Source organism: Synechococcus sp. MIT S9507 (assembly GCF_047304715.1).
In the GTDB taxonomy this organism is placed as follows: Bacteria; Cyanobacteriota; Cyanobacteriia; order PCC-6307; family Cyanobiaceae; genus Synechococcus_C.
Genome location: NZ_CP138970.1, coordinates 852,081 through 877,277 on the forward strand (window position 1 = coordinate 852,081; position 25,197 = coordinate 877,277).

The window sequence follows — 25,197 nt, forward strand, 5'->3', positions numbered from 1 at the left end:
GTCATTGAACGAAAGCATCAGGCACTTAACAGATTGAACTGATCATCTCTGTCCTGATCATTGTCGTCTTCATCAGCAGGATCGATCTGTGGGTCATCCACATAGACCGTTTCGTTCAGTGAAGGCACAAGGTCAGGCTCATCGAGATCCTCACGGTCAGAGGCTTGTCCATCAACGCAGGCAAGATTCATCTCGGCGGCGGCTGCAGTCACGAGTCCGCTCCCCTGTTCAGGAGCATCTTCGTCGAGCAACAAGCGAAGATGCCTGAGGCGATCACCACTGTCATCAAGCAGCTGCTGACTGGCTTCATCCTGTCCAGAGTCTGTTCCATCAGACCAAGCATCCAGATGCAGCTGCTCGAAACGCTCCTCCAGTGCAAGCAATCGCAGGGTGAGTGACTCGGCAATCTCACTGACAGCATGCAGCTGACGACTGAGCTGCTGGAGCATCACCGACTTGGATTCAGCTGCTGCCATGAGTCATAAACATTGGCGGCCTGATCGTATCGATCATGTAAGGGTTGTCCAGGAGTGCTTGCTGCCACTGCAAACCCACATCGCTCAATCCAGCTTCCGGTGACATCCATGCCGATCGACACCAGGGATTCCGAACAGTACCGATACAGTTCCCAGGGCCGGACTTGAGCGATGAATGGATCACAGCAGGCCAACCTCATGTCATTGATCGAGGGGGTCGGAGACGAGAAAGAGCAGCTCCACTCGATCGGGGATCAGATCCTTCGACTCAATCTGAAACCCGATGACCTGCAGCTCTGGCAGGACACCTTTGCCGCCATGGCAGAACCAGGGAATGTTCTGCTTGCCTGCGAAAGCGACGCCTGCCCCCTAGAAGCGACCAAACTCACCTGGGTGGTTGGCGCCGCCATCCGCAGCACGGCAGTCAGATCAGCATCCGATGTTGGATCACTGCTGAAAAATCTCGGGGTGTGTGGCCCAATCGCGGATGCCATCCCTCATCACTGCCCGGGGGTCGGACTTGAGATCGCATGGGCTTTCTATCTCGAACGTCACGGCTGGTTGACCGCATGCCCGATTCTTCCGGTCACGTTGAGAAACAACACTGTTCATCCGTGAGCTCCTCTTCAGCTGAACGAATCAAAGAGCTCGCCAGGAAATCGAAGGTGTGTGGTCTCAGCGAGGATCCCAGCCTTCCAGAAGAACTGCGTGATCTGATCCATGAGGCCGATCAGAATCAGCGCCTGCTCCACGACGAGGAGATTCAGTTCTGTTGTCGTTGGTCAGGCCTTGAAGCCGCGCCTCTGACTGCATTGCAACAGCAGGTGCCCGATCTTGTTGACCAGGCGCGGGCGGATCTTCTGAGCGAGCAACCGCAGCTGGTCCAACCAGGCGGGAAATTATTTCCGCAGGATCGGGCCGATGCCTGCTGGCGCGACTGCTTTCATTTTCTGCGGGTCAGCATTTACGGAACGGCCTTACGCAAGACCGACATCACCGACAGGGATGGCATGAGGAACCTGGCTGAGCTTTATGCACAACTCGATGTGCCTGTCGCTGCATTGCTGGTGGCTCTCGATCGCCTGCGCCTTCATTCGGTAGCGAGTTACAGCAGGCTTGGCGCTGATGCGGATGCTCAAGCATTGGGCGACACCTTGTCCCATCTCTGCAACATGATTCGCAAGGAGATGAAGAGACACGACGGGTCGCGACAGCACCTCAGTGAAGCAGACATAAAATGAGCATCGTTGACTGAGCATTTCTACGGATGGCGCTTCGGCTGCTCGACTACCCGCTCACAAGCCAGAACAATCGTGTCGGCGATCAGGGTGGCCTGAAGTCAGAACTGAATCGCGCCACATTCCCTAGCCGCGAAGATCGAGATTTCCAGATCGAGCAGGCTTATCGGCAGATCTTCTTTCACGCCATGAAATGTGATCGTGACGTGAACCTTGAATCCCAGTTCCGTGATGGAAGCATCACAACACGGGACTTCATCCGCGGGTTGTTGCTGTCAAGACGTTTCCAGGAAGGCTACGTGGCCTGCAGTACAAATTACAGACTCGTTGACCAGGTTGTCGGACGCGTCCTTGGACGGGAAGTACATGGTCAAAGTGAACGAATCAGCTGGTCGATCCTGATTGCAGAGAAAGGCTTCAACAGCTTTGTTGATGCTGTGCTCGACAGCAGCGAATATCTTGATTCATTTGGCTATGACGATGTTCCAAACCAGCGTTCAAGAGTCATTCCAGGAGCATCAACAGGTGTGATGCCGATCTATCAGCAATTTCCTCGCTACGGCAGCGACTGGAGAGATCGGCAATGGGATCAGAAACTACAGGCCAGAATTGAAATGGAAACTCTGGCACCTGCTTATATCCAAACGCCTGAGTGGGCCAAGAAGGCATGGCTTGGGCTGGCTGCAATTGGCGCCTTTGAACTGATCAGAGTCCTTCTGATTGTGGCCGGAGAAATGTATGGCACTCGCTGAGTGAAACTTGCTTGATCTAGACATTCTTGCCGTTCACAACCAACAACTGAAAAAGTCGTTGTCCCGATTGACTCGTGAGACACACTGAAGTTTTTGCTTGAAAGAGCCATTCAACACGAGAAACAGCGTCATTTGATAACGACCAATCGCCCACAAAACCATTCATCAAGAAGCATTAAGCCTTGATCCATGGCGATCGAGAAAATCAACGAAATTTGAGAAAACATTTTGTTGCAAGCCACGTGGCTTAAGGGGGCTCATCTGAAAACGCAATTATTGTCAGTGCATAAATATCCCTTTGAGATCAGCAATGGTCGCCATCAAGCCGACACGTGATTTCACGAGCCTGAACCGCGTCTCCTACGCCACAGGTAATTCCACGAAAACATTTCAAAACACGGCGACCAATCTCTACCGACAGGAAAGTGAAAAAGGCAACTTGATCGCACGAAAGGGCCAGGCAGCGTCAACCACAGAGCAATACAAGGAAAATCTCTGCTCCGCCATGGGCATCGGTATTGGGCCAAGGGTCCACAGCGAATGCCCTTTCAGCAGTGTTAATGACCAATACGCATCCAATGGAAGCGAGGCTTTGGAGACAGCTATCGCAGCGAGCTACAAGCAGGTTTTCGGAAACCTCGGCCCCATGGGCAGCCAACGCTGCACTGAACTGGAATCGCAACTCAGCAACGGCGACATCAGCGTGAGAGATTTCGTGGCTGGCCTCGCCAAGTCAGATCTCTACAAAGAAAAGTATTTTCATCGTGTTTCACCGATTCGTGGCATTGAGTTGAACTACAAGCATCTGCTTGGAAGACCTCCCATCAACCAATCTGAAGTGAGTGCGGCCATCGCACTGATCGCAGAGAGAGGATTTGATGCGTTGATCTACAAGATCACTCATTCTGGAGAATATCTTGAAGTGTTTGGAACAGATACTGTTCCCTATCCCCGAGCCTGGACTTCGGCAGCAGGAGCTTATTGCTCCACATTCACCAATCTCGCCAGAGTGACTCCAGCCAACGCCGCGTCGGATACAACGATCGAAGCGCGCAGCCAGCTGGTGATGGAATTCGGCAACGCTCGGAAGATTTCCGAATCAGGCTCCGGATACGACGTGAGTGGATTCGTTTACTCCAAGGCAGTCAAAGACCCATACAGCGGTGCATTCCAACGAATGTATCAGTCTAAAAATGCAAAAACCTGGGCATAAATAAGGAGCCTTCCGCTCCATTATCACCACATCCAACAATGAGTGGGAAAGCAAAGCACCGGGCCTGGTCAGGCCGGTGCTTTTTAGTGATTTCAAAAAGCCAAAGAAGATCTTGAATCAGCACCTATTCATGATTGCTGTCGAACTGCGCCGGCATTAAAAGGAGAACAAGGATCAGCTAAACCTAAAAAACAATCACGCTTTTGCTTCATTCACGAATAGTATTCATTGCTGGGAGAGGTAATCTCCTGACAATACAAACGAGGAGGCCCGTACGCTGACATCACCATTCATCGACCTTCACAACTGGACAGCGCCCGAAACTCAGTCGCCGGAGGGAGCACAGGGTTCAGCAGTGGACGCTCGAGGCTCCGATTGGAGCGGTCATGATTTGGGGCAACGTGATCTAAGCGGAGCTTTGCTCTGCCGTTGCAACCTGCGTGGCACTGATTTGAGCGAATGCAACCTTGAAGGCGCAGATCTGCGTCTTGCGATATACGACTCGAACACCAAGTTCCCCGAGGATTTTGATCATCAGAACAGTGGAGCCGTTGGTCCAGGAGCAAAGCTGAATGGTGCATTTCTGAACAACGCAGATCTAAGGGGGGTTGACCTGCGCAAAGCCGTCTTGATGGGCGCCTATCTCAGTGGGACCGATCTCAGCGGAGCCATTCTCGATGGCACGGCCATGGCTGGTGCAGATCTTCGCCATGCAAACCTGCGAGGCGCGATGTGCAGAGGCACGCGCTTTGGAACCAGTCAGCTGGATATGGCCGATTTCCGAGGCGCAGACCTGGAGGATGCAGCTCTCGACTGCGTTGAATCCATCCGGGGAGCTGATTTCAGTCTTTGCCGGGGGCTCGACCAGCAACTGGAGTCACTGCTGAACCGTGAAGCCCTTGAACTTGATCAATGGAACCCGCTAACACGCAGCTCAACACGGACAAGCCTGGAATCGCTGATAGCTGAAAATGATTCGGCAAACCAAAACTGATGCCTGCTTCAGACCCCTTCCAGGAGCACTGAATTGTCACGTCACGCAATATTTAGACACATTTGATTGAGCTTTATAAAGAACGCGCTCGCGCGCGGTTGATCTGACTGACGATGGGTCCGCGAATATCGCGAGAACCTTCATGCCCTTCGGTCCTGCCTCGCTTTTGGGGGTCGAGCGCTTCTCGGACGAGAGTGAAGCACCCCTCGAACTGCTCCCTGGCGACGACGATGCCAAGAAGGAGCAGGTCATCCGCAAGGTGTACCAGCAAGTGCTGGGCAACGCCTACGTCATGGAAAGCGAGCGCCAAATCATTGCTGAGTCCCAGTTCAAGCTCGGGGAGATCAGCGTGCGAGAGCTGGTGCGACGCATCGCCAAGAGCGAGCTCTATCGCACTCGCTTTTTCGATACCTGCGCCCGTTACCGCTACATCGAACTCGCTTTCCGCCACTTTCTTGGAAGGGCTCCTGAAGACTTCGAGGAAATGCGCACCCATGCTGAGCGCCTCGACAGCAAGGGATACGAAGCAGATATCGACAGTTTTCTGGATTCAGACGATTACCAGAATGCATTCGGCGAGTGGACCGTCCCCTATCAACGCGGTTGGAAAACCGAATGTTGCACGACTCTTCAGGAATTCACCTGGAGCTTCCAGCTGTTACGTGGAAACAGCAGCAGCAGCCTGAAGGGTGATCTGGCAGGCAACCGCAGCAAGCTTGGCGGTGCGGCTTACCAAAACCTGCCACTTCCGGTGGTTCCTCCCTCATCGACACAGGCGACAGGATGGAGTTTCCGCCCTTCGACCAATTTGCAGGATGCACCGACACGACTTGGCGCTGGTGCAGGCGAGGAGGGGGTGACCTATCGGGTGGAGGTCACTGGTTACAGCGCCAACAATCTTCGGCGCATCTCTCGATACACCCGCAGTAATCGTGTCTTTTACGTTCCATTCGACAAGCTTTCCGAACAGTTCAAAAGGATTCATCGAGAAGGCGGAAAGATCGCAAGCATCACTCCGGTGACCTGATCGAATCAGAACAGACATTCGACCCCAACCAAACACCCATTCATCGATCTGAACCATGGCAACCAATCAAACTTCGAACGGATTCGGCGCTGAAACCAAATGGAATAAGCCAGTCAGTTTCCAGAGAAAAGGGCAGAACACTCAGAAGCCTGCACTCACGATCGGAGAGTTCCTAAAGCAGTCCTGCGATCAAATGGCGATCGGGGTGGGCCCTCGCAGCCATGAGGATTGTCCACACCGCGTGACAGCGGAGTGCTACAGCCCCGACGATCAAGCATCGCTGGATGATGTGATTGCTGCCAGTTACCGACAGGTGTTCGGCAATGCACACGTGATGGATTACGAGCGTTGCAATGAACTGGAAGCTCAGCTTCGCAACGGTGATCTCGATGTCAGAAACTTCATCCGAGGGCTGGCGAAGTCGAGCTTCTACAAGTCCCGCTTCTTCTCTGCTGTTGCTCCGCAGCGCGGGATCGAGCTGAACTTCAAGCATCTTCTGGGACGAGCACCCCATTCTCAGGCTGAGATTTCACAGAAAATCAGCTTGCAGGCCGGTAGTGGCCACGATGCTCTGATCGACAGCATCATCGATTCCGCTGAATATCTCGAGGTTTTCGGTAGCGACATTGTCCCTTACGCCCGGGCCTGGAGTTCACCAGCAGATCTGGCCACATCAGCATTCCCAATGCTGGCGGCACTGCAAAAGAGCTTTGCCGGAAGTGACAGCGCTCGAGGAAGCAGCAGCGCACTGACAAGCAGCATGGGCTCGGGCATTGCTCCCCGAATCAGCAGTCCTTCAGAAACAATTGGTGTTCGCCCTTCTTCTGCCTTCTCAAGAGGACAAATCCCCAGCAAAGCGCCAGGAATCACCAGCGGCAGCGACAGCGCTCCAATGCGCGGTGACTCCTACGTGTTCTTTGGTCTTGGGCAAAGAGAGCAGGAAACGTTCCAACGCTGTCCTGGCGATAGTGCAGATCAGCTGAATGCTCTGATTCGAGCCTCTTACAAACAGGTGATGGGCAACCCTCATCTCATGGAATTCGAAAGATCCGTTTCGGCAGAAAGCAAATTCATTGACGGCTATCTGAGCACCCGCGAATTTGTGCGTGCCATTGGCCTTTCCGCCGAATACAAGAAGCGTTTCTTCGAAACGAATGCCCCCTATCGTTTCATCGAACTGAACTTCAAGCATTTCCTCGGACGTGCACCTAAAACCCAGGCAGAAATCAGTGAGCACACACGGATTCTTGCTGAAGGTGGTTATGAGGCTGAGATTTGCAGCTACGTTGACTGCGAGGAATACCAAAGCACTTTCGGAGAAGATACCGTTCCATTCGCTCGAATTCTCTCTGAAAACGGCCGCTCACAGGTGGCTTTCAACCGTCACCTCAAGCTGGCCGAAGGGTTCGCTGCAAGCGACACAGTTCTGACCAGTTCTTCATTGGTCACTTCAGTCGCAACGGGAATGGTTCCAGGTGGTTGGAGCTCCACCACAACGAGAATCAACAGAACTGGAACCCAATCTGGCTCACCCGATCCAACCAAAAAGCGCTTCAGAATTGTTGTGGCAGCTCAAGCTGCGCGCACCAGACAACGCACAGCAGGCAACACCTATCTGGTATCAGGGAAGGACATGTCCAGCCAGATGAAGTACATCCACGCAAGGGGTGGGAAAATTGTATCCATCACCGAAGTAATGTAAGAAATTTACATCAATGTTTATTGAATAGGCCTTTTGATTAGCAAAAGGCCTAAAAATGATCCATCACCTAATCACCTGAGACATGACGGAAACCACCACACTGGCGACCCAGGCAAATGCTGATCTGGGACATGCTGACGAAGTGATTCAAAGCATTTACAAACAGGTTTTCGGCAACCGTCACCTTATGGAGCTCGACGTTAACAAGTCTCTTGAAGCCTTGTTTATGAATGGCGATTTAACGGTTCAGGGGTTCGTGACAGCCCTTGCACAGTCAGATACTTATAAGAAATTATTTCTTGCAGACAAGAGTCCCTATCAGTTTGTAGAGCTCAATTTCAAACATTTACTGGGAAGACCTCCTCATGATCAGCAAGAGCTGATGGAGCATGTCACCCGAATGAACACTGAAGGATATGAAGCTGAGATAGCTAGTTATACGTACAGCGAGGAGTATCTCGCTGCCTTTGGTATTGATAGAGTTCCCCACAATCGTTCAAGCGAATCAATCACTGGTGGGCGAACAATTAATTACACACGAGGAATTGCGGTTGAAGCGGGCTTCGCAGGCTATGACGCCGCAAGCAATGGATCAAAACTCCTGAGCAGCCTCTCAACTGGAAACTCACCTGCGATCGTCGATCGCAAAAGTGTTGGTAACGCCAATGGAATCTCAATTTTTTGGACAACGCGTCGCCAGGTCAGCGCCAATCGCCGTGTGATGCAGAAGTCGGTAGTCAGCCAAACCTCAATGTCTGCAACCCTGAGGAGCATCCAAGCTCAAGGTGGCCGGATCATCTCTATTTCGAAGGCTTAAACCTTCATGGGATTGACCTCTGATTGCTGATTGAATCAGAGATAATTGGATTGGCGTTCAATTACGCCAATTCAATCTCATCAGCTATACAGATGCCTCTTTTTTCCATCGACGCTCCCTGACATGCCAATTTTAAGAGACACGACCAGGTCTGACCCGAATCAAACAGACGCTTTCAATAAATCTGTTGCCTCGGTCCCCATGGCCATGTCCATGATGGTGGATTCCATGGTTAACATGATGCAAGCCAACTTACCTAAAAACACCGAAGGGCTAAATAATCAAAGCAGGGATTAATGATGGATATTGAGCAGTTCGTTGCTCAAAGCATTGGAGACTGGCGCTCAATGAGAAGCGGACATTCTCTTGCATTTCAACAATTCGAAGACGTACTCAGTGAAATATCAATCAAAGAATTCATTGATGATACAAATCAACTGAGAGAACTTATACAGTCTTCGTCTCTGCCAAACGACAGTCACTATATTTCTCCCTTTTCAATGGAATGGAGTGCAGAGAGTGACTGGGAGCCTGATGATCCAAACGAGGTTTCCAGTGGATCATGCATCATCTTGCCAATCCCTAAAGATGGGCAATCCGGAAAACTATTAAGAAGCATTGGCTATGCCGAATCAATAGCAGCAGAATCAGAATACCGCTTTCTCGATGATGGCACGTTCATTCTCGAAACTCACTATGATCAATCCATTGCGGAAGAAAGGATTTGGTTCATTTCCGACCATGTCCGCTGCCGCTCCTCAGTCCTGAAGACCTCAGCAGGATCCGGCATACTGCAAGCATCGTTTGCATCTGAAGTCAAAAAAATTTCCGTTAAGTAATTAAAGATTTTAGTTTATTTATGAGACTACAAGACAAAATCAGATTTGCAAAAACGCTGTCTGGAGTCTTTGACAATTTTGCTCAGTCACAAGAACGTCCCAAAGACTTTGCACGTATCAATATCGTATTCCGGCCACTAGCTTGGAATGTTTTTCAAGGACCTGGCTTTTATTCTGAGCAATATTACGACTATTCTCCATGGGATCCCTACAGACAAGGAATTCATCGCTTGTCTTACAAAGACAATTTATTTATCGTAGAAAACTTCGGCTTCAGCAATAAAGAACGTTTAGCAGGATCTGGTAGACAACCAGAATTACTAAAGTCTTTAGATACCAGCAGCCTACAAAAAAGATGCGGTTGTGCAATGCATTTCAAAGAAAAAACAGCTGGACATTACGTCGGCAATGTCGAACCTGGAAAAGAATGCTTGGTACCAAGGGACGGAAAACTAACGTATCTTGTCAGTGAAGTTGAAGTTGACGAGCAAAACTGGATAAGCCGTGATAGAGGCTTCGACCCTGAAACAAACGAAGTTCGGTGGGGCTCAGAACATGGCCCACTTAAATTCAAACGTATCGCAGATCTTTCTGAGATGATTACACCAGAATGGATCAATGAAGTCAAAGAGTGAATGCAAAGCAGCATAAAGCAGCTTAAAGGATGGATAAGATCACAACACCTGATCTGCGAAGGCACCGACTTTGTGTTTGAAACTGTTGATCAAACTCAGCTCGAAAAATTTGAACAGTGTATTGTTGAAATCGGAGGAAAAGTAAGGCAAATTAAAGCTGTAGGTAACTGGCCTATGGGACCAAATCGTTCCTTTAAAATTCTGCGCGCAATCGCGAGTGTTCCAAGGCCAGGAGGAGAAAATTTAGTGACTTACTGGGCTAAACGTGGCGCCAAACAAACACGTTATTCAGAAATAAATACTTGAGATCACTCCGTAAACCAACCCATCCAGGTTGGTTTTGAGAAGTCAGTGTGCTTACTCCATTTTCTCAAAATTGCTAACGGGTCGATCACAAATCCACGTTCTGCAGCAATTGCAATGACTTGATCCTGATTCAAAGCAGATTTAATCTGGTCCTGAAGGCTTTGATCTGACTTGGCTAGAGCTATAAATTGCTCGAGAATCTGATCCTGTTCAACATCAGACATAATTGAGTCAATAATATCGTGAACAAAGGGCGAGAATCAGGAATGATTCATATCCGCACCTTCCATCAGCATAGCTCTCCAAGCTGAAATCTGGCGAAATGCCCAAGACCAATGACTCGCTTGAGCACTTAACACTTTTTGCTGTATGGAGTCAGACAATTGTGCAAAATCACATTCATAATATGCTCTCCATTCATTTTGATTAAAATTAAAGCCCTGGCTTTGAGCATAAGTAACAATTTCTTGATGAGAGACAAGAGGTTTTAGTCCGGTCGCAAGCTGATGAGAACGAATAACTTCATCTACAAAACGATTGAGTTCGTCAGATTTCATCAGCAACTCTCGATCCAAATCGCGAAATTGGCATTAGTGCAGATTAATTGCAAAACCAGTGGTCCGCCAGTGCAACGAAGAAGTCTCCAGGGAAGATTTTGGTTGATCACCCCAGAATCCACAAGAATCTTGGGAGGACGCGTAGCTTGATCGAGTGGTATCAAAGCAGCACCTGTTAAGGTTGAATCAACAGATTGAACAACTTTGCGAAGGTTTTCAATATCAATCACCTGATTCAACTGATTCTGAAAATCCTGATCGTCTCTTAATCTCTCGACAAAACGCGGCAAAGCTTTTTCCGCTTCAACAGAGACTGGCATTCGATTGATAGAGGATAGGTACATGTTACCAGATAGGACGAAAATTTTAATGGAGTCACTGCAGGGAGCCAAATCTGTTTACATTGAAAATCAAGATCTGAAGACAAACTGAAAGCCCAAGACAATCTTGTTAATGTGGGATATCGGACACCTCGGCCAGACTGATCGCAAACCTTAGAGATACTTTTATACTCAAAAAGTTTTGGAGAGGAATAGAAAGACCAGCAAAGATTGTTTTTTCCAATGGAACGGTCGAAGAATAAAATGAAATTCTGGCCTCTGACAGAAACGAACAAGTTCATTGACCCGAGAGGGTCATTCGTGACACCTCAAAAATCATCGATCGATGCTGAGACTTCAGACAGCAATCAAATTGAAACAACGTGCTGCAATGGGTCTTGTCCTTTGCGGTCTATTTGGAAGCTCAAGACAAACGACCATCAACAGCCTTCACTGACTCGATCAACCAACTGGATTAAGGATTGAAGCAGCTCCCTCTGAACCCAAACCAGGAAATCCGTCGGTCAATCACTGATCGAAAGAAAATCATTGCCTGCCGCCGCAAGAGAATGCCGTCGTGAAGAAGCTGGCAGATCATGAAATTGACCAGAAATGCATTTGTTGACAAAAAATGTTCATATCTTGTTCAAGCACCTGCAGGGATTGACGAAATGCACTGGACTCAGCAGATCTGAAAATCTTCCCGTCGAGCTCAAATCAGATCTGCATCACTCCTGATCAGCACATCAATGAACAGGTGGCCAACCTTCGAAAAATTCAATGCTTTGATACAAAAAAAGCAATAGATCACCAACGGTATCAACAAAGCCCTCAAGTCCCTGCTGAAAAGCAAAAGACTGAATCGTCCAATATAAGAAAAAATCACTTTGCAGCCTATGACTGACTGACGAAAAGTTCAGCGTGCTACTGCCGCATCGACGCCAAGTTGGCCTACAAGATCACGACTGTTAAGCCACCCCGATCACCCAGGCCAAAGACAACAGATGCATGAGCAGTCGCAACCGTGCAACGAATCGGATAGGGACCTTCATAAAGAGTCAAGAAAAAGCTCATAGCATTGAAAAGGCAATGTGAACGGCGCCTTAAACAGACGTCATAAACATGCACATCCACTGCAGCACTTGACTTCCTGGGGCACGGTCAAGAGGAGGTTGCAATTTTTGGTTTTTCCTTGGAATTGAGTTTGCAAACTTGTGTGTCCTGACAATCTGCTTTTGGTGGGGGAACAGAAAGCAGGGTTAACGTCATTCGTGATGCGGATTTGCATCCCCCTCTAAAACTTTCCGAAGCACCCATGCTCGACGCATTCTCCCGGAAGGCCGTCTCGGCCGATTCCAGCGGCGCTTTCATCGGCGGAGGCGAGCTGGCCTCCCTCAAGTCATTCATCTCCGATGGCAACAAGCGTCTCGACGCTGTCAATGCAATTACTTCTAACGCCGCTTGCATCGTTTCTGATGCCGTTGCAGGTATCTGCTGCGAAAACACCGGTCTGACCGCTCCCAACGGTGGCGTGTACACCAACCGCAAGATGGCTGCATGCCTGCGCGACGGTGAAATCGTTCTCCGTTATGTGAGCTACGCCCTTCTGGCCGGCGATGCTTCTGTGCTGCAGGACCGCTGCCTGAATGGTCTGCGTGAAACCTACGCCGCTCTGGGCGTCCCCACCGGCTCCGCTTCCCGCGCCGTGGCGATCATGAAGGCTGCTGCCAGCGCTCTGATCACCAACACCAACAGCCAGGCCAAGAAAATGCCTGTCACCCAGGGTGATTGCGCAAGCCTGTCTGCTGAAGCAGGCAGCTACTTCGACATGGTGATCAGCGCCATCAGCTGAACCCTATCTGCTTGACCGTTCAAAACAACACACATCCTTCATCATGAAGTCCGTCATCACCACTGTTGTCGGTGCAGCCGATAGCGCTTCCCGCTTCCCCTCTGCTTCCGACATGGAGTCCGTTCAGGGTTCCATCCAGCGTGCAGCTGCACGTCTTGAAGCTGCTGAAAAGCTTGCTTCCGGTTACGACGCCATTGCTCAGCGCGCTGTTGACGCTGTGTATGCCCAGTACCCCAACGGTGCTACCGGCCGTCAGCCCCGCGCATGTGCCACCGAAGGCAAAGAGAAGTGCAAGCGTGACTTCGTTCACTACCTGCGTCTGATCAACTACTGCCTGGTCACCGGCGGAACCGGCCCTCTGGACGAGCTGGCCATCAATGGTCAGAAAGAGGTCTACAAGGCCCTCAGCATCGACGCTGGCACCTACGTTGCTGGTTTCTCCCAGATGCGCAACGACGGTTGTTCACCCCGTGACATGAGCCCCCAGGCTCTGACCGCCTACAACAACCTGCTGGACTACGTGATCAACTCCCTGGGTTGATCAGTCAGCTCGACTGTTGAATAATTCAGCAATGTGATTGGGGTGGGCATTTCTGCCCACCCTTTTTTTTACCCTGAGTTCAAACGTGAGCTTCACGCTCAAACTTAGCCATTGCTGAACAACGGTCATCCAATCGGTCACTTCACTGATCGTGAAAAAAAGAATTGCACCAATCTCGACAGCGACAAGAATCCGTTAATCGATCTCTTGTTCACCTCAAAGTTTGAAACCGATTGCTCTTGAGCTTCAGCATTTAAAGCAACTGTCAGGGGTAATTCGGGACAAATAGTCAAACCTATCCCAATTCACATCATGCTCGGCCCAGAAACCAGTCTGAAATCAATCACATCAGCAACCAGAACCGGTCCTGCTGCTTATTCCACATCCAGCAAAGCAGGAAAGAACACGATTCACCGCACATTCGCGGGGGCACGCGCCGAGTATAAGAGGCAACACTGTGCGGCAATGGGAATTGGAATCGGTCCTCGACTTCACTCGGAATGTCCCTTTGGAGCAGTTTTTGATCAGTACAACCCTGACAACAATGCAGCGCTAGAACGCGTTATTGCTGCTGCTTATCGTCAGGTTTTTGGAAACCTTCATCCCAGAGAGAGTCAGAGAGAGACATCACTGGAAGTGAGATTGATGAATGGCGAAATCACGGTAAGAGATTTCGTCAATGGCCTAGCAAAGTCAGATTTCTACAAGGCAAACTTTTTTCACAGCGTGGGCGCACAGCGCGGAATCGAGCTGAATTTCAAGCATTTGCTTGGAAGGGCTCCCCTGAACCAGGCAGAGGTGCAGAACCATATCAAACTGCAAGCTGAAGATGGTTTTGACGCGCTGATCGACAAGCTGACTGACTCCGCTGAATACACCGAGGTTTTTGGTTCGGACATTGTGCCCTATGAAAGAGCTCACGATTCCTACGCAGGGATGTTCAACCGTTCCTTCAATCTGATGCGTGAATTGGGTGGCATGAAGGTTGCCGTCAGCGACAATGCCCAGGGCCGCAACAGCCGTACGATCAACCCCCTGGCGATTGCATCAAGAGAAGAATCCAAGCCCCAGCCCTTCAGCTACTCCGCGGTTCAGAAGACCCCTGTCAAGCTTCCACAACAGCAATACAGCGGACATCAACCTCCGAAGATGACCGACTACGTGGCATTCAGACCTTTCGGAGTTCACTTCTGAGCCAAACGCAAGTTTGATCCATAGGTTTCAAAACCCATCTTTTGATGGGTTTTTTTTTGCCAATACCCAACACCAAGCTTCGAGTTAATCAATTAGATTACATACAAGTGAATGAAGATCATGAATGAGTCGACAACAAATCAGCAAATAAACAAACCTGACAGTCTTACTGAACAGGAAGCTTTTGAGTTAGCTGAAGTACTGAAGCAAAAACTGAATGATCAAGAGACACCAAGCTCTGATCAAACTTCAATCAGGCAAATGATTGCTGGACTGGGTGATCAGCGCGGTGCTTTACGACTGACATTCGCACAAAGCCTTGGAAATGTGGGTGAAGCAGCTGTTCCATATTTATGCGATGCATTACAAAACAATCCGAATGTCATCATTCGGCGCGCATCTGCAAAAACACTCAATCTTATTGGTAGCCTAAAAGCATTACCCAATCTGGTTGAAGCATTCAGAACAGATTCTGATCCAGTTGTTCAAGGATCATCGGCAGGTGCCATGGCAACGATTGGAGCGCCTGCAATCGATGATTTACTACAAATTCTGGTAGAGCCAAGCTGTACAGCCTTTCAGGTAGGGCTCGTCAATCTTGCACTCAGCTTTATTGGCTCAAAAGCACCAGATGCATTTGAACAAGCAACACAATCAAGCAATATTGAAATCCGAATAGCGGCGATCACAGTTCTAGCCGAGCAGATTCAGGCGCAAACAAATAATTCCGCAAAAAAAGCATTGATCAAAGCACTATCAGATGACGCCAGCGAAGTCCGGGCGGAGGCGGCCACAATGGCAGGCAAAACGTTGGAGCCTGAAGACGTCTCCAAACAATTGTGCAGGATGCTCAAAGATCAATCTAAGCAAGTCAGAAAAAATACAGCACTTGCTCTGATGAAAATGGAAGCAACTGATGCTATTGATTGCATTAAAGATGCAATAAAAACCGAAAACGAGGAACAGGTCAGGTCTGTGATGAATGTAGCCGTTAACGTACTAAGCAAAAGTTAAGACTTTATCAATCAAAACCCAGGCTCTGACGTCTTTCAAGACTTGCCTGAGCGACTTCGCGAATTAATTTGTCCTTTGAATCATCTTGAGCCAACTTTTGCAGGCATTCATTAACCAGTGGAGAATCTAATTCGGCCAGCGACATAGTCGCACCTTGTACATGCGCAATATTGCAGTTGTCGCAGGCTTTGATCAACAAAGGAATAACCCGAGATTCTTCTGAAGCTTGTTTGGATAGGTGGCCAAGAGTCATCAGAGCGGACTGAGCGACGACAGGACTGACATCATCCAGAGCTTCTTCCAACATCGTTATCGTTTCAGCAGAAAAGGCTTCATCAGGAAAACTCACTGATACCTGAACGATTGCCTTGATACAACATGCTCTGATCGTTCCGTTATCGGATGATTCAAACAGTTGAATCAGCTCAGGGACACTCTTATGACCAATCATCCCTAACGCTTTAACCGCAGTGCGATATACACCTGGATCAGGGTCGTGCATCAACTTGAACAGTCGCGGCATTGCCTCTTCGGGGAATTGCTCTGCCAAACGTGAACATGCGGCGAAGCGAATATTGGGATTTGGGTGGAGTAAATCAGCAAACAAAGAATCAATGGAGTAGCCGGAGGCGTCCATATAAATACACTTGTAATTTTGTCAATTATACACTACCGCCGATGAATATTTAAGTTATACCATTAATGCTGAAAAGCATACTTGATCATGTCAACTGAGTCGACGCTAGCTTGGCCTGGACAAAACAATCATCATCATCAGCAAGAGATTTCAATAAATCTTGGTTTTGAACCCTATTGGTATGTTTAGAGATTGATTCCAATGCCAGAATAATCACATAACGACAATCCCAGGGAGGCGAATATTGCTCATCCAAAAAGTGTGGTATCAGCTCAAGGAAGAGATCTGGATTGAGTTGAGCGATGGAGTAGATAGCCGCAGATCGACTTTTCTGAAACTGAGGTCGCATATTGATTGCTGACGCTTTCAGAATGTCCTCAATGAAATGCTTGGCCTGGCTGGACCAATCGACCCGCGAACCAATTAATCGCATAAAAAAATAATGCGCTCCATAATCGTTATGGGCCTCCTCTTCCCACTCTTTAAACATTACAGGCCAGAGCACGTCCGAAGAAACACAGCTCAATGTCTTCATGGCAAGATAACATCGGCTGAAATCGGTATTGAAGAGATCACGAACTAAAAAATGAGGGTCAGGTGTGGCGTCATACTCATGAACAATATTAATGTCTTCAGGGTCATCGACAAGAACAGCATCTACAAGATGAGTTGATCCCACTAATGTGAATTGGTCCAGTGAACCGAGAAGAAGCCTGCAAGCACGGATTCGAAAAGCTGGAGAGACAGGCGAGCCAATAATCGAAGGAAGATAATCAACAGCTTGAGCATCAATCAAATCCTGGATTGCGCATTGTCTATCCATCTGATTTGACAACACTAGATGATCAGCAATAACAGAAAGCTGGTTTTTAAAACCTGAAAGCTGAGCTTCAGCAGAAATTGCTGCACCTCTGACGCCTGGAGATTCGTTATTCCTAAACAACTGAATAGTACTCAGACTTTCTTGCACAGACAAGCTCGCCAAGCACTGAATCAATACACGTTGATTACAAATATTTTCATTCAAAAGACTAATCATTTTTGCAATCAGCTCAGGCTGATTGCACCTCAACAGTTTAAGCGCGTAGACAGAATTTTCAACTAAATAACGATCATCAGACCATAGGCATTGGCCTATCTTGGATATCGACGAGTCAGCACCTAGCCTCGCGAGAATTTCTACAGCCTTTCTTTTCGCAATATTGACAGCCTGCTCCTTGAGAGGATTGTCCAACAAATCCACTAGAGCTTGCTCTGTTTGAGAGCCTGGGCAATTAATTAAGTGACACGCGGCCATATAATAGTCACTTTGCGACTCCAGCTCATCGAGAGGCCGAAGAAGAATCTGGCGCGCATGTTCACATGTAAGCTCGGGATGAATATTGTCAAAACGACCCGTCATCAAGAGAACAAATAGTGTATAAATTGTAGCTCAAAAGCCGGTAAGACGTCTTTACTAAACTCAAACAGATCAAAAAAAACTAACTCAATGTCGTCAAAAGCAGAAACAGCATAGACTTCCACGAGTTACTTAAACATTGTGGGACCTTTTTCTGGGAAACGATTCATAGTGCAAACAACGACCATGAATCGCTCAAGGCCGTCGATGTCAGTCAATTTCAATATTCCATTCAATGCTCTGTGCCAGGGGATGCAAGTGATGCATCGATCCGGATTTAGCGTCACTGCGCTGAATACAGATTACGTAAAAGGTGAAGGCCAAGTTCAAACAACTACTGGCAATAACGACCTGAAAGCTGAGAAAGCACCAAAATCATCTAATCCTAAAACCACACAGTTAAAAACAGAGAGCAAGTCAGAAAGAACAAAATCAGAGAAAAAGTCAACTCAGAAGAATCGACGCCAACGACGCAAATAAAAAATCTGACCTTCGTTATTTCATGATCTAATTTCAAAGATTGCATCTCTGGGGCGACCGCTTTTAAGGCCTTCCCAGTTGATGCCTAATAAAAATTGTTCAGGATCCGGACATTCAACAACATCAACACCCCAAGACCCTTCTTGAAGTGGTGAACCGGATGTTCCAGGAGAATCTTTTCGGCCCCCGAGAGCAAGCCAATGATGGCCAGAACTGTGAGAGGAAGAGATTCGAAACTTTTTCCATGCCTGAACAAGCTCTTCGGCCATTTCTGCAGGTGACAACGAAGATTCCAAACGAATAAGCCAATGCGGGTGGTTCAAGACTTCAGCTTTATTGAAAGCATTTGATTGATTCAGCAATCCCTCAGCTAATACCTGAGCAGAGATGGCAGGTACGCTATCTGATGTGACCTGGAGATTATGCGAAACAATAAAAACGGTCATGGTTTGAGCTATGGTCAAAGTTAAGTGCGATGTAAGAGCTCAATGAATGACTTCACTGAAACACAGTTGAGTCAAGAAGAAGCTCTTGATCTTGCCAATCATCTCAAAGAAAAACTGAGAGCTGGATTGCCGATCGAATCTGATCCAGATTCAATATCAACAATGGTAGCTGGGTTAGGGGATCCCCGAGGACTTCTTCGACGCCAAATTTCCGAAGGTTTGGGATCGATTGGAACAGCAGCTGTCCCTGCTTTATGTCAAGCGATGCGTTGCAGTGATCAAGTCACAGTAAGAAGAGCAGCTGCTAAAACGCTGATCCTGATTTCAGACCGGAAAAGCCTTCCTGATCTGCTGACAACTTTTCTGAACGATACAGATTCAGTCGTACAAGGCTCAACCATGGGAGCTATGGCTTCGATGGGGAAAGAATCGATTGGTGCAATTCTGAGCATCGTTGAGAATGTGGACAGCACAGAGATGCAAATTGGTCTTGCTAATTGGGCACTAACTATCATTGGTGATAGGGACCCAGAGATACTCAAAGATGCATTGTCTTCAGAAAATCCTAGAGTACGAAAAGCTGCGATTTCAGCTCTTGCAAGCCAGATTCAATCCCCAAGCTGCGAAGAAGATCGCACTTTGATCCATCAATCTTTTCAGGACCCATGCGCTGAAATACGATCTGAAGCAGTGATTCTTCTTGGAACTCTTGAAGATTCAGAATGGTCATTGGATTTACTTTCAGAAGCTCTTTCAGATCAGGATAGTTTGGTCAGAAAAAGCACTGCATTATCACTCATGAAGCTTGGTTGCAGTTCAAGCATTCCTAAACTTCAAAAACAACTCGAGGACGAATCTGATCCAATAGTCTGCAACGTTTTACAGCTTGCGATCAATCGACTCCAAAAATCCCTAGAAAACCACTCATAAAAAAAGGGGATGCTTGAACACCCCCCCAACTTTGCTTTTTACGGTGAATCGAACTCAGGAAAGAGCGTTGATCACATAATCCAGGTAGGACTTGAACTCGTTGAGAGCCTGGGGGCTCATGTCACGAGGTGCACAAGCACGATCGCGGGTGTAGGTGAGCGCTTCAACGTAGGGGCCGGTAGGCAGGCTGAGTGAGCGGTATACCTCCCGAGCTCCTGCAATTCCCCACTCATCCAGAGGACCGGTGCCGCCAACGACGAGGCAGTAGTTGATCAGACGGAGATAGTGGCCCAGGTCGCGATAGCACTTGTCGACCTTGACCTGACTGTCACCGGCCTCGCCGGGCTGCTTCAGATAGGCGTACTTGTTAAAGCACGCATCACCGGCTTCACGGGTCACGGCATCCAGACCGGCAGCCAGCTTTTCAGCTGCTTCAAGGCGAGCGGCGGCACGTTGGATATTGCCCTGAACGGCTTCAAGATCGTTCTGGGAAGGGAAGCGACCTGCTGCGTCTGCAGCAGTCACAACTGTGGTAACGACGGACTTCATTGATGGGTTCCTTTAAGAGGGAGAGTGTCTGAAAAGAAAGCGAGAAGCCGTTCAGGAGACGGCGCCGATCACGCGATCGAAATAGGAACCGGCTTCAGCTACTAGAGCTGAGCAGTCGCCTTGGGTGGTCTCCATCTTGCGGAAACGCTTGCCGCCGGAAGCAGGAGAGTTGGTTTCGCCGATGAGAGCCGTTGCTGAAGCCTTCATGATGGCCACGGCACGAGCAGCCGACTGGGTCGGTACTCCCAGAGCGATGTAGGTCTCTTTCAGACCATTCAGGCAACGGTCATCCAGCACTGAAGCGTCACCTGCAAGCAGCGCATAGCTGATGTAGCGGAGCACGATCTCGCCATCGCGCAGGCATGCAGCCATGCGGCGATTGGGATAGCAGTTACCACCAGCCTGAATCAGGCCGGTGTTCTCGCAGATCATGCCGGTCACGGCATCAGAGACGATGCAGGAGGCGTTGGAGGTGATGGCGTTGACAGCGTCCAGGCGCTTGTTGCCTTGGCTGACATAGCTGCGAAGGACAGCGAGGTCGCTACCACCTACAGGTGCGGTTTTGGCGTCAGCGCTGACGACCGAACGGGAGAATGCGTCGAGCATTTGGGGCCAGACAGTTTTGTGGGGGAGAGGCTTCTAATGCCGAGAGCAACCACTGAGACAAGACCTTTGAAGGTGTCTTGAGACGATGGTTGAAAAACCCAAGGGGTTGGAAGCGCTTTAACAAACTAAGCCGGGTCAACCAAGCAGTGGTTAGGGATCAGCTGATCACGCAAGAGTTCGTCACCTTGTGAGCTCAACATGGTCCTCAACAGGCTTCGAAACCCCACCACCCTGGCAACGATTAGTGCAAAAGGCACGTATTGAAGGTACATCTGCCTGCAAGACCTCTAGATCACCAAACGCAACAGGGCAGCGCTGAGGCTTCAGTTGGTGGGTAGGCTCACAGACGCTTTTCTGTTCATTTGCTCAGCATGGCGGATCAACCTCCTCAGCAAGCACCAAGCATTGAAGAATTGCAGGAATCTATTGATGAACTTTCCACCTATCGAGAACGACTTTATAACGACGTTCTAGGACTAGGCAAAAAACTTCGCTTATCCCAAAAGAAAATTGAAGCCACGCTGAGTGAACACCCTGAGCTCACACGAATCGATGAGGTGTTGGATCAACTTAAGGCTCAAAGAAATGCTCAGAAAGGCCAATGACTAGACCAGAGGGAATAATCCCAATGACGATGTCTAGTTTTTTTGAAGCAAGTCGTGGCACTTGGCTGAACCGTCGTGTGGTTCATCACTTGGATTGTCAAGACGACGAAGCCGCGGATTCGAATCTGATCATCGAACCGTTCGACACCAATGATCCTGTTGTTGAAAAAGTTTGCGCAGCGTTGAAAGTGAAGATCAGCGACACCAATGGCGGAGCAAGATTTTGGTGGGAAAGCAATCTAATGGAAGATTCTCGCAATAACGATTACGCAGCAGTTGTTGTTGATGCTCCGAATCCTGAAGATCCTCGTCAAGGTTTCCTACTGAGAGATGTGGGTTATGTTGAAAAAAAAGCCGTTGTCAGCACCTATTCCTTCGCTGATGATGGAGTCTTGACCATCAAAACCCGATACGACACCAATACAGGTATTGAAAGGTGCTGGTTTGTGAATGACCAGATCAGGATGCGCGTGAGTTCGGTGCAGTTTCTCAACGGGGTCGCAATGACCACGTACTGCACAGAATTTCGCTGCCCAAGTGATGCTGACATTGCCGCACTTTCGTCAGCTACAAGATCGAGAGCTGACAACATTCCTCCAACCCAGGAGAGCTGAACGTGTTTGACCCATTTCTCAAGGAACTTCACCACGGCATCGAGCAACGCGGTGGCAAGTCCATTGATGTGCCAGCTGGACTGGAGGAATGTCGCTCCAAGAAAGGCACCAGCGTGATCCGCAGCTGGCTTTGGGAAGTGCCGAATTTCCGTCGCTGGCGTGTCACCAGACTTGATGCCGGTGACAAGCTTCAGGTCCTTAATTCCGTCGCCTACCCCGATTACAGCCTTGACCATCCTCTGATGGGAGTCGACCTCCTCTGGTTTGGTGCGCGGCAAAAACTCGTAGCCGTTCTCGATTTCCAACCTCTGGTTCAGGATTCCAATTATCTCGATCGATATTTTTCCGGGCTCAAGCAACTGAATCAGGAATTTCCTGATCTGAACGGCGAAGAAACGATGCGCTCGTTTGATCCAAATCAGTATTTTTCATCCTGGTTGTTGTTTTGCCGTGGGGGTGCAGATCAAGCAGAAACCTCTCTACCGCCGGCATTCAGTGCATTTCTGAAGGCCTACTGGGAGCTTCACGACACCGCACTCAATACCGACACGCTGATTCAGTCAGATGAAGTGAAACGGCTGCAAGACAACTACGACGTTTACAGCGCCGAACGAGACCCTGCCCATGGACTCTTCACCAGTCACTTCGGCAAAGAATGGTCGGACCGGTTCCTGAGCGAATTTCTATTCCCAGCATCTGCAAAACAATGAGTTCAACCCGATGCACCAGCCTCGATCCTGTTGTCATTGAAGGCTGGAGCTGGCAGCCATTCCTCGAAGACGCTGTCAACTCTCTGCAACCAGTGGGAATTGAACCTTATCCAGTGAAGGAGACATTTCTGTTCAAACAGGATCAGACAGGATCGAAAGCGAAACCTATCAACGTGACCACGGCCACCTGGGCCTGCAGAAGCGAGAAATTCCGACAGGTGAGAGCCGCTTGTGTCAGTGCTGGCTCTTCCGCATCGGTTCTGAACTTTGTGATCAATCCGCTGCCGCGATATGACCTGCCGTTCTTCGGCGGAGACCTTGTCACCCTGCCATCGGGCCACCTACTCGCACTCGATCTTCAACCGGCTGATAAGCAAGACAGCCAACACACTCAAGCAGTTTGGGATCGTCTGATGCCGATCTTTGAGCGATGGCGTTCGCAGTTACCGGACGGCGGCCCCATTCCAGACGAAGCCCAGCCCTTCTTCTCGCCTGGATTTCTCTGGACACGACTGCCCTTGGGAGAAGAAGGCGATCAGCTCATCGAATGTGTGGTGCGACCAGCCTTTAATGACTACCTCAATCTTTATCTGGAACTCGCCGCTGCAGCGATGCCTGTGTCCGATCAACGCATGACGCATCTGCTGGCCGGACAACGGCGTTACACCGATTACAGAGCAGAGAAAGACCCTGCCCGCGGGATGCTGACCCGATTCCATGGCAGTGAATGGACCGAGGCCTACATCCACGATGTGCTGTTTGACCTCTGATTTCTGGCTTGCTGCTCTGCCCTTGTCAAAGCCTTGCTTTGACAAGGGATTAAGCATTATGAACAGCAATCGGGTGCGCTTCGACCACTTAGCGAGAATCTATTTCGACCCCGACGGGACTTTTTACGATGTCCCTACGGTGTCTGTGACACCCATTTAGACGCTGCCAAGAGGAGTTCCAAATGTTCGACGCCTTCACCAAGGTTGTCGCCCAGGCCGACGCCCGGGGACAGTTCATCAACACCAGCGAGATTGATGCTCTCGCCGCCGTCGTTTCTGACAGCAACAAGCGTCTGGACGCCGTGAACCGCATTTCCAGCAACGCCTCCACAATCGTTGCCAATGCTGCACGAGCTCTGTTTGCTCAACAGCCTGCACTGATTGCCCCCGGCGGAAACGCCTACACCTCCCGTCGCATGGCTGCCTGCCTTCGCGACATGGAGATCATCCTCCGTTACGTCACCTACTCGGTGTTTACCGGCGACGCTTCAGTGATGGAAGATCGCTGCCTCAACGGCCTGCGTGAAACCTACCTCGCACTCGGCACCCCAGGCGCATCAGTTGCAGCCGGCGTGAATCTCATGAAGGAAGCTGCTCTGGCCATCGTCAACGACAAAGAAGGAATCACCTCAGGCGACTGCGCATCTCTCAACAGCGAAATCGGAACCTATTTCGATCGCGCAGCAGCTTCTGTCGCTTGATATCGATAGTCCCTTCTTTCGCTTAAACCCTTCTTCAACATGAAAACTCCCCTCACCGAAGCCGTAGCCGCTGCAGATTCACAGGGCCGCTTCCTCACGAACGCCGAAGTGCAGGCTGCATCCGGCCGTTTTACCCGCGCCAAAGCGAGCCTGGAAGCAGCCAAGGCTCTGACTGCCAAGGGTGACGCGCTGGTCAACAGTGCTGCTCAGGCTGTTTACACCAAGTTCCCCTTCACCACGCAGATGGAAGGGTCGAACTATGCCTCAACAACGGAAGGCAAAGCCAAGTGTTCCAGAGACATCGGCTATTACCTGCGCATGGTCACCTACTGCCTCGTTGCTGGTGGCACAGGTCCTATGGACGACTACCTGATTGCTGGTCTTGCCGAAATCAATCGTACTTTTGAGCTCTCACCCACTTGGTATGTTGAAGCTCTGAAGCACATCAAAGCCAACCACGGACTTTCTGGCGATGCTGCGACTGAAGCCAACAGCTATCTCGACTACGCCATCAACGCTCTGATCTGAACAACAAAGTTGTTCAGACTTATAACAAGCCCCCGAAAGGGGGCTTTTTTATTTCCAACAGCTAACAGATGAAACCATCTCTGCAACGGTTCCTAGATCTTCTGTGCGGAGAGTACAGCAATCATCAGCAAGCTCTGGACAACCCACCACTATTTGCACATATTTTCCTGAAATATCGACCGCTAGAGCATCTTCAGCCTGGATCGATTCTACTGGAACAAACTTATGCTGTCGACCCCAAAAATCCATACAGACTGCGGATGATAAGAGCGGAAGAAATCGAAGATGGGGTTATCAAACTCTGGAACCACCTCTTAAAGGAACCCGATCGATTCTCGAAAGCAACAACAGACATCAACTTAAGAAAACAAATCAAAGAGTCAGATCTCATATCATTAGACAATTGTCACTACCAAGTCACTGAAAGAGAAGATGGATATCACGGAGAAATAGAGCCTGGTTCTCAGTGCATTGTCAAACGAGATGGAAAAGAAACCATTCTTGTCAGCTCATTTCATCTGGTTGGAGACACACTATCAACGCTTGACCGTGGCCAGGATCCAGTCACCAATGAGCGATGCTGGGGCTCCATTGCAGGTGAATTTCGGTTCAAAAAGTCTGCATCTTGGGAAGCAAGATGGTTTCAACCGTCCAAATAAAATCCCAAACATTACCGATAGATGCTGCTCAGAAAAACAGAGCAGCGACTCCGCCTTTTAAAATGGATAGAACGTGCTAGAAGCGG

33 protein-coding genes are annotated in these 25,197 nt (G+C 49.3%); 24 read left to right on the forward strand and 9 right to left on the reverse strand.

Annotation, left to right across the window (positions count from 1 at the left end):
• Positions 1 to 17: 17 nt before the first annotated feature.
• Positions 18 to 476 (reverse strand): hypothetical protein, encoded by a 459-nt coding sequence (locus tag SIB83_RS04545; protein WP_413746922.1) that lies wholly within the window; start codon positions 474 to 476, stop codon positions 18 to 20.
• Between the two features lie 171 nt (positions 477 to 647).
• On the opposite strand from SIB83_RS04545, the gene SIB83_RS04550 reads away from it, so the two are divergent.
• The 11 genes from SIB83_RS04550 to SIB83_RS04600 all read left to right on the forward strand — a co-directional run bounded on the left by SIB83_RS04550 (position 648) and on the right by SIB83_RS04600 (position 9,999).
• Positions 648 to 1,094 (forward strand): hypothetical protein, encoded by a 447-nt coding sequence (locus SIB83_RS04550; protein WP_413746923.1) that lies wholly within the window; start codon positions 648 to 650, stop codon positions 1,092 to 1,094.
• Positions 1,091 to 1,717: a phycobilisome polypeptide gene (locus tag SIB83_RS04555; protein ID WP_413403815.1), complete on the forward strand. Its 627-nt coding sequence runs from the start codon at positions 1,091 to 1,093 to the stop codon at positions 1,715 to 1,717. Before SIB83_RS04550 ends, SIB83_RS04555 begins: the two co-directional genes overlap by 4 nt.
• A 26-nt stretch (positions 1,718 to 1,743) precedes the next feature.
• Complete coding sequence (locus SIB83_RS04560) at positions 1,744 to 2,466, forward strand: phycobilisome rod-core linker polypeptide (protein WP_413746924.1); 723 nt, start codon at positions 1,744 to 1,746, stop codon at positions 2,464 to 2,466.
• Positions 2,467 to 2,776: 310 nt separating this feature from the next.
• A complete protein-coding gene (locus SIB83_RS04565; RefSeq protein WP_413746925.1) occupies positions 2,777 to 3,679 on the forward strand; it encodes a phycobilisome rod-core linker polypeptide in 903 nt (300 codons plus the stop codon).
• 292 nt (positions 3,680 to 3,971) lie between these two features.
• Positions 3,972 to 4,673 (forward strand): pentapeptide repeat-containing protein, encoded by a 702-nt coding sequence (locus tag SIB83_RS04570; RefSeq protein ID WP_413747288.1) that lies wholly within the window; start codon positions 3,972 to 3,974, stop codon positions 4,671 to 4,673.
• Between the two features lie 142 nt (positions 4,674 to 4,815).
• Complete coding sequence (locus SIB83_RS04575; protein WP_413746926.1) at positions 4,816 to 5,700, forward strand: phycobilisome linker polypeptide; 885 nt, start codon at positions 4,816 to 4,818, stop codon at positions 5,698 to 5,700.
• A gap of 55 nt (positions 5,701 to 5,755) precedes the next feature.
• On the forward strand, positions 5,756 to 7,402 hold the full coding sequence (locus SIB83_RS04580; protein ID WP_413746927.1) for a phycobilisome rod-core linker polypeptide: 1,647 nt from the start codon (positions 5,756 to 5,758) through the stop codon (positions 7,400 to 7,402).
• Between the two features lie 82 nt (positions 7,403 to 7,484).
• Complete coding sequence (locus tag SIB83_RS04585; protein WP_413746928.1) at positions 7,485 to 8,219, forward strand: phycobilisome rod-core linker polypeptide; 735 nt, start codon at positions 7,485 to 7,487, stop codon at positions 8,217 to 8,219.
• Between the two features lie 299 nt (positions 8,220 to 8,518).
• A complete protein-coding gene (locus SIB83_RS04590) occupies positions 8,519 to 9,058 on the forward strand; it encodes a phycobiliprotein lyase (protein WP_413747289.1) in 540 nt (179 codons plus the stop codon).
• A 20-nt stretch (positions 9,059 to 9,078) separates the two neighbouring features.
• Positions 9,079 to 9,693 carry a chromophore lyase CpcT/CpeT gene (locus SIB83_RS04595; protein WP_413746929.1) on the forward strand — a complete coding sequence of 205 codons (615 nt, stop codon included), beginning with the start codon at positions 9,079 to 9,081 and terminating at the stop codon, positions 9,691 to 9,693.
• Complete coding sequence (locus tag SIB83_RS04600) at positions 9,694 to 9,999, forward strand: CpeR family transcriptional regulator (protein ID WP_413403822.1); 306 nt, start codon at positions 9,694 to 9,696, stop codon at positions 9,997 to 9,999.
• A gap of 2 nt (positions 10,000 to 10,001) precedes the next feature.
• Here the strand turns inward: SIB83_RS04600 and SIB83_RS04605 are convergent, their stop codons facing one another.
• Genes SIB83_RS04605 through SIB83_RS04615 form a run of 3 tightly spaced genes read right to left on the reverse strand, consistent with a single transcriptional unit; the run spans position 10,002 to position 10,876 of the window.
• A complete protein-coding gene (locus SIB83_RS04605; protein WP_413403823.1) occupies positions 10,002 to 10,223 on the reverse strand; it encodes a Nif11-like leader peptide family natural product precursor in 222 nt (73 codons plus the stop codon).
• Positions 10,224 to 10,259: 36 nt separating this feature from the next.
• Positions 10,260 to 10,556: a Nif11-like leader peptide family natural product precursor gene (locus tag SIB83_RS04610; protein WP_413746930.1), complete on the reverse strand. Its 297-nt coding sequence runs from the start codon at positions 10,554 to 10,556 to the stop codon at positions 10,260 to 10,262.
• A complete protein-coding gene (locus tag SIB83_RS04615) occupies positions 10,556 to 10,876 on the reverse strand; it encodes a Nif11-like leader peptide family natural product precursor (protein ID WP_413403825.1) in 321 nt (106 codons plus the stop codon). Before SIB83_RS04615 ends, SIB83_RS04610 begins: the two co-directional genes overlap by 1 nt.
• A gap of 1,315 nt (positions 10,877 to 12,191) precedes the next feature.
• Between SIB83_RS04615 and SIB83_RS04620 the strand changes: the two genes are divergently transcribed.
• The 4 genes from SIB83_RS04620 (at position 12,192) to SIB83_RS04635 (ending at position 15,477) form a co-directional block, all read left to right on the forward strand.
• Positions 12,192 to 12,728 carry a bleomycin hydrolase gene (locus SIB83_RS04620; protein ID WP_413403826.1) on the forward strand — a complete coding sequence of 179 codons (537 nt, stop codon included), beginning with the start codon at positions 12,192 to 12,194 and terminating at the stop codon, positions 12,726 to 12,728.
• Between the two features lie 43 nt (positions 12,729 to 12,771).
• Positions 12,772 to 13,269, forward strand: a complete 498-nt coding sequence (gene mpeA / locus SIB83_RS04625; protein ID WP_066904288.1) for a class 2 C-phycoerythrin subunit alpha — start codon at positions 12,772 to 12,774, stop codon at positions 13,267 to 13,269.
• A gap of 312 nt (positions 13,270 to 13,581) precedes the next feature.
• Positions 13,582 to 14,463 carry a phycobilisome rod-core linker polypeptide gene (locus SIB83_RS04630; protein WP_413403827.1) on the forward strand — a complete coding sequence of 294 codons (882 nt, stop codon included), beginning with the start codon at positions 13,582 to 13,584 and terminating at the stop codon, positions 14,461 to 14,463.
• 120 nt (positions 14,464 to 14,583) lie between these two features.
• Positions 14,584 to 15,477 carry a HEAT repeat domain-containing protein gene (locus tag SIB83_RS04635; protein WP_413403828.1) on the forward strand — a complete coding sequence of 298 codons (894 nt, stop codon included), beginning with the start codon at positions 14,584 to 14,586 and terminating at the stop codon, positions 15,475 to 15,477.
• A gap of 7 nt (positions 15,478 to 15,484) precedes the next feature.
• Here SIB83_RS04635 and SIB83_RS04640 read toward each other — a convergent pair whose 3' ends face one another.
• Both SIB83_RS04640 and SIB83_RS04645 read right to left on the reverse strand, forming a co-directional pair.
• A complete protein-coding gene (locus SIB83_RS04640) occupies positions 15,485 to 16,114 on the reverse strand; it encodes a HEAT repeat domain-containing protein (protein ID WP_413746931.1) in 630 nt (209 codons plus the stop codon).
• Between the two features lie 85 nt (positions 16,115 to 16,199).
• Entirely contained in the window at positions 16,200 to 17,516 is a 1,317-nt protein-coding gene (locus SIB83_RS04645) for a HEAT repeat domain-containing protein (RefSeq protein WP_413746932.1), read from the reverse strand.
• Between the two features lie 183 nt (positions 17,517 to 17,699).
• Here SIB83_RS04645 and SIB83_RS04650 point away from each other — a divergent pair, with 183 nt between their 5' ends.
• The gene (locus SIB83_RS04650; RefSeq protein ID WP_413403831.1) at positions 17,700 to 17,993 is read left to right on the forward strand and encodes a hypothetical protein; all 294 of its coding nucleotides are present in this window, start codon (positions 17,700 to 17,702) and stop codon (positions 17,991 to 17,993) included.
• 20 nt (positions 17,994 to 18,013) lie between these two features.
• Here SIB83_RS04650 and SIB83_RS04655 read toward each other — a convergent pair whose 3' ends face one another.
• On the reverse strand, positions 18,014 to 18,439 hold the full coding sequence (locus tag SIB83_RS04655) for a DUF2656 family protein (protein WP_413403832.1): 426 nt from the start codon (positions 18,437 to 18,439) through the stop codon (positions 18,014 to 18,016).
• A gap of 42 nt (positions 18,440 to 18,481) precedes the next feature.
• On the opposite strand from SIB83_RS04655, the gene SIB83_RS04660 reads away from it, so the two are divergent.
• Positions 18,482 to 19,369: a HEAT repeat domain-containing protein gene (locus SIB83_RS04660; protein WP_413403833.1), complete on the forward strand. Its 888-nt coding sequence runs from the start codon at positions 18,482 to 18,484 to the stop codon at positions 19,367 to 19,369.
• Positions 19,370 to 19,423: 54 nt separating this feature from the next.
• Here SIB83_RS04660 and cpeA read toward each other — a convergent pair whose 3' ends face one another.
• A complete protein-coding gene (gene cpeA, locus SIB83_RS04665; protein ID WP_066904317.1) occupies positions 19,424 to 19,918 on the reverse strand; it encodes a class 1 C-phycoerythrin subunit alpha in 495 nt (164 codons plus the stop codon).
• Positions 19,919 to 19,969: 51 nt separating this feature from the next.
• Complete coding sequence (cpeB, locus tag SIB83_RS04670) at positions 19,970 to 20,524, reverse strand: class 1 C-phycoerythrin subunit beta (RefSeq protein WP_067095448.1); 555 nt, start codon at positions 20,522 to 20,524, stop codon at positions 19,970 to 19,972.
• 371 nt (positions 20,525 to 20,895) lie between these two features.
• On the opposite strand from cpeB, the gene SIB83_RS04675 reads away from it, so the two are divergent.
• The 7 genes from SIB83_RS04675 to SIB83_RS04705 all read left to right on the forward strand — a co-directional run bounded on the left by SIB83_RS04675 (position 20,896) and on the right by SIB83_RS04705 (position 25,111).
• The gene (locus SIB83_RS04675) at positions 20,896 to 21,129 is read left to right on the forward strand and encodes a hypothetical protein (protein WP_413403834.1); all 234 of its coding nucleotides are present in this window, start codon (positions 20,896 to 20,898) and stop codon (positions 21,127 to 21,129) included.
• A 29-nt stretch (positions 21,130 to 21,158) separates the two neighbouring features.
• Positions 21,159 to 21,743 carry a phycobiliprotein lyase gene (locus tag SIB83_RS04680; protein ID WP_413747290.1) on the forward strand — a complete coding sequence of 195 codons (585 nt, stop codon included), beginning with the start codon at positions 21,159 to 21,161 and terminating at the stop codon, positions 21,741 to 21,743.
• Positions 21,744 to 21,745: 2 nt separating this feature from the next.
• The gene (locus SIB83_RS04685; protein WP_413403835.1) at positions 21,746 to 22,453 is read left to right on the forward strand and encodes a 15,16-dihydrobiliverdin:ferredoxin oxidoreductase; all 708 of its coding nucleotides are present in this window, start codon (positions 21,746 to 21,748) and stop codon (positions 22,451 to 22,453) included.
• The gene (locus SIB83_RS04690; RefSeq protein ID WP_413403836.1) at positions 22,450 to 23,223 is read left to right on the forward strand and encodes a phycoerythrobilin:ferredoxin oxidoreductase; all 774 of its coding nucleotides are present in this window, start codon (positions 22,450 to 22,452) and stop codon (positions 23,221 to 23,223) included. The genes SIB83_RS04685 and SIB83_RS04690 overlap by 4 nt, the downstream gene beginning before the upstream one ends.
• A gap of 182 nt (positions 23,224 to 23,405) precedes the next feature.
• Positions 23,406 to 23,924 carry a phycocyanin subunit beta gene (locus tag SIB83_RS04695; RefSeq protein ID WP_413403837.1) on the forward strand — a complete coding sequence of 173 codons (519 nt, stop codon included), beginning with the start codon at positions 23,406 to 23,408 and terminating at the stop codon, positions 23,922 to 23,924.
• A gap of 39 nt (positions 23,925 to 23,963) precedes the next feature.
• Positions 23,964 to 24,452 carry a phycocyanin subunit alpha gene (cpcA, locus tag SIB83_RS04700; RefSeq protein WP_066904334.1) on the forward strand — a complete coding sequence of 163 codons (489 nt, stop codon included), beginning with the start codon at positions 23,964 to 23,966 and terminating at the stop codon, positions 24,450 to 24,452.
• A gap of 68 nt (positions 24,453 to 24,520) precedes the next feature.
• Positions 24,521 to 25,111: a chromophore lyase CpcT/CpeT gene (locus SIB83_RS04705; RefSeq protein WP_413403838.1), complete on the forward strand. Its 591-nt coding sequence runs from the start codon at positions 24,521 to 24,523 to the stop codon at positions 25,109 to 25,111.
• Positions 25,112 to 25,197 lie beyond the last annotated feature (86 nt).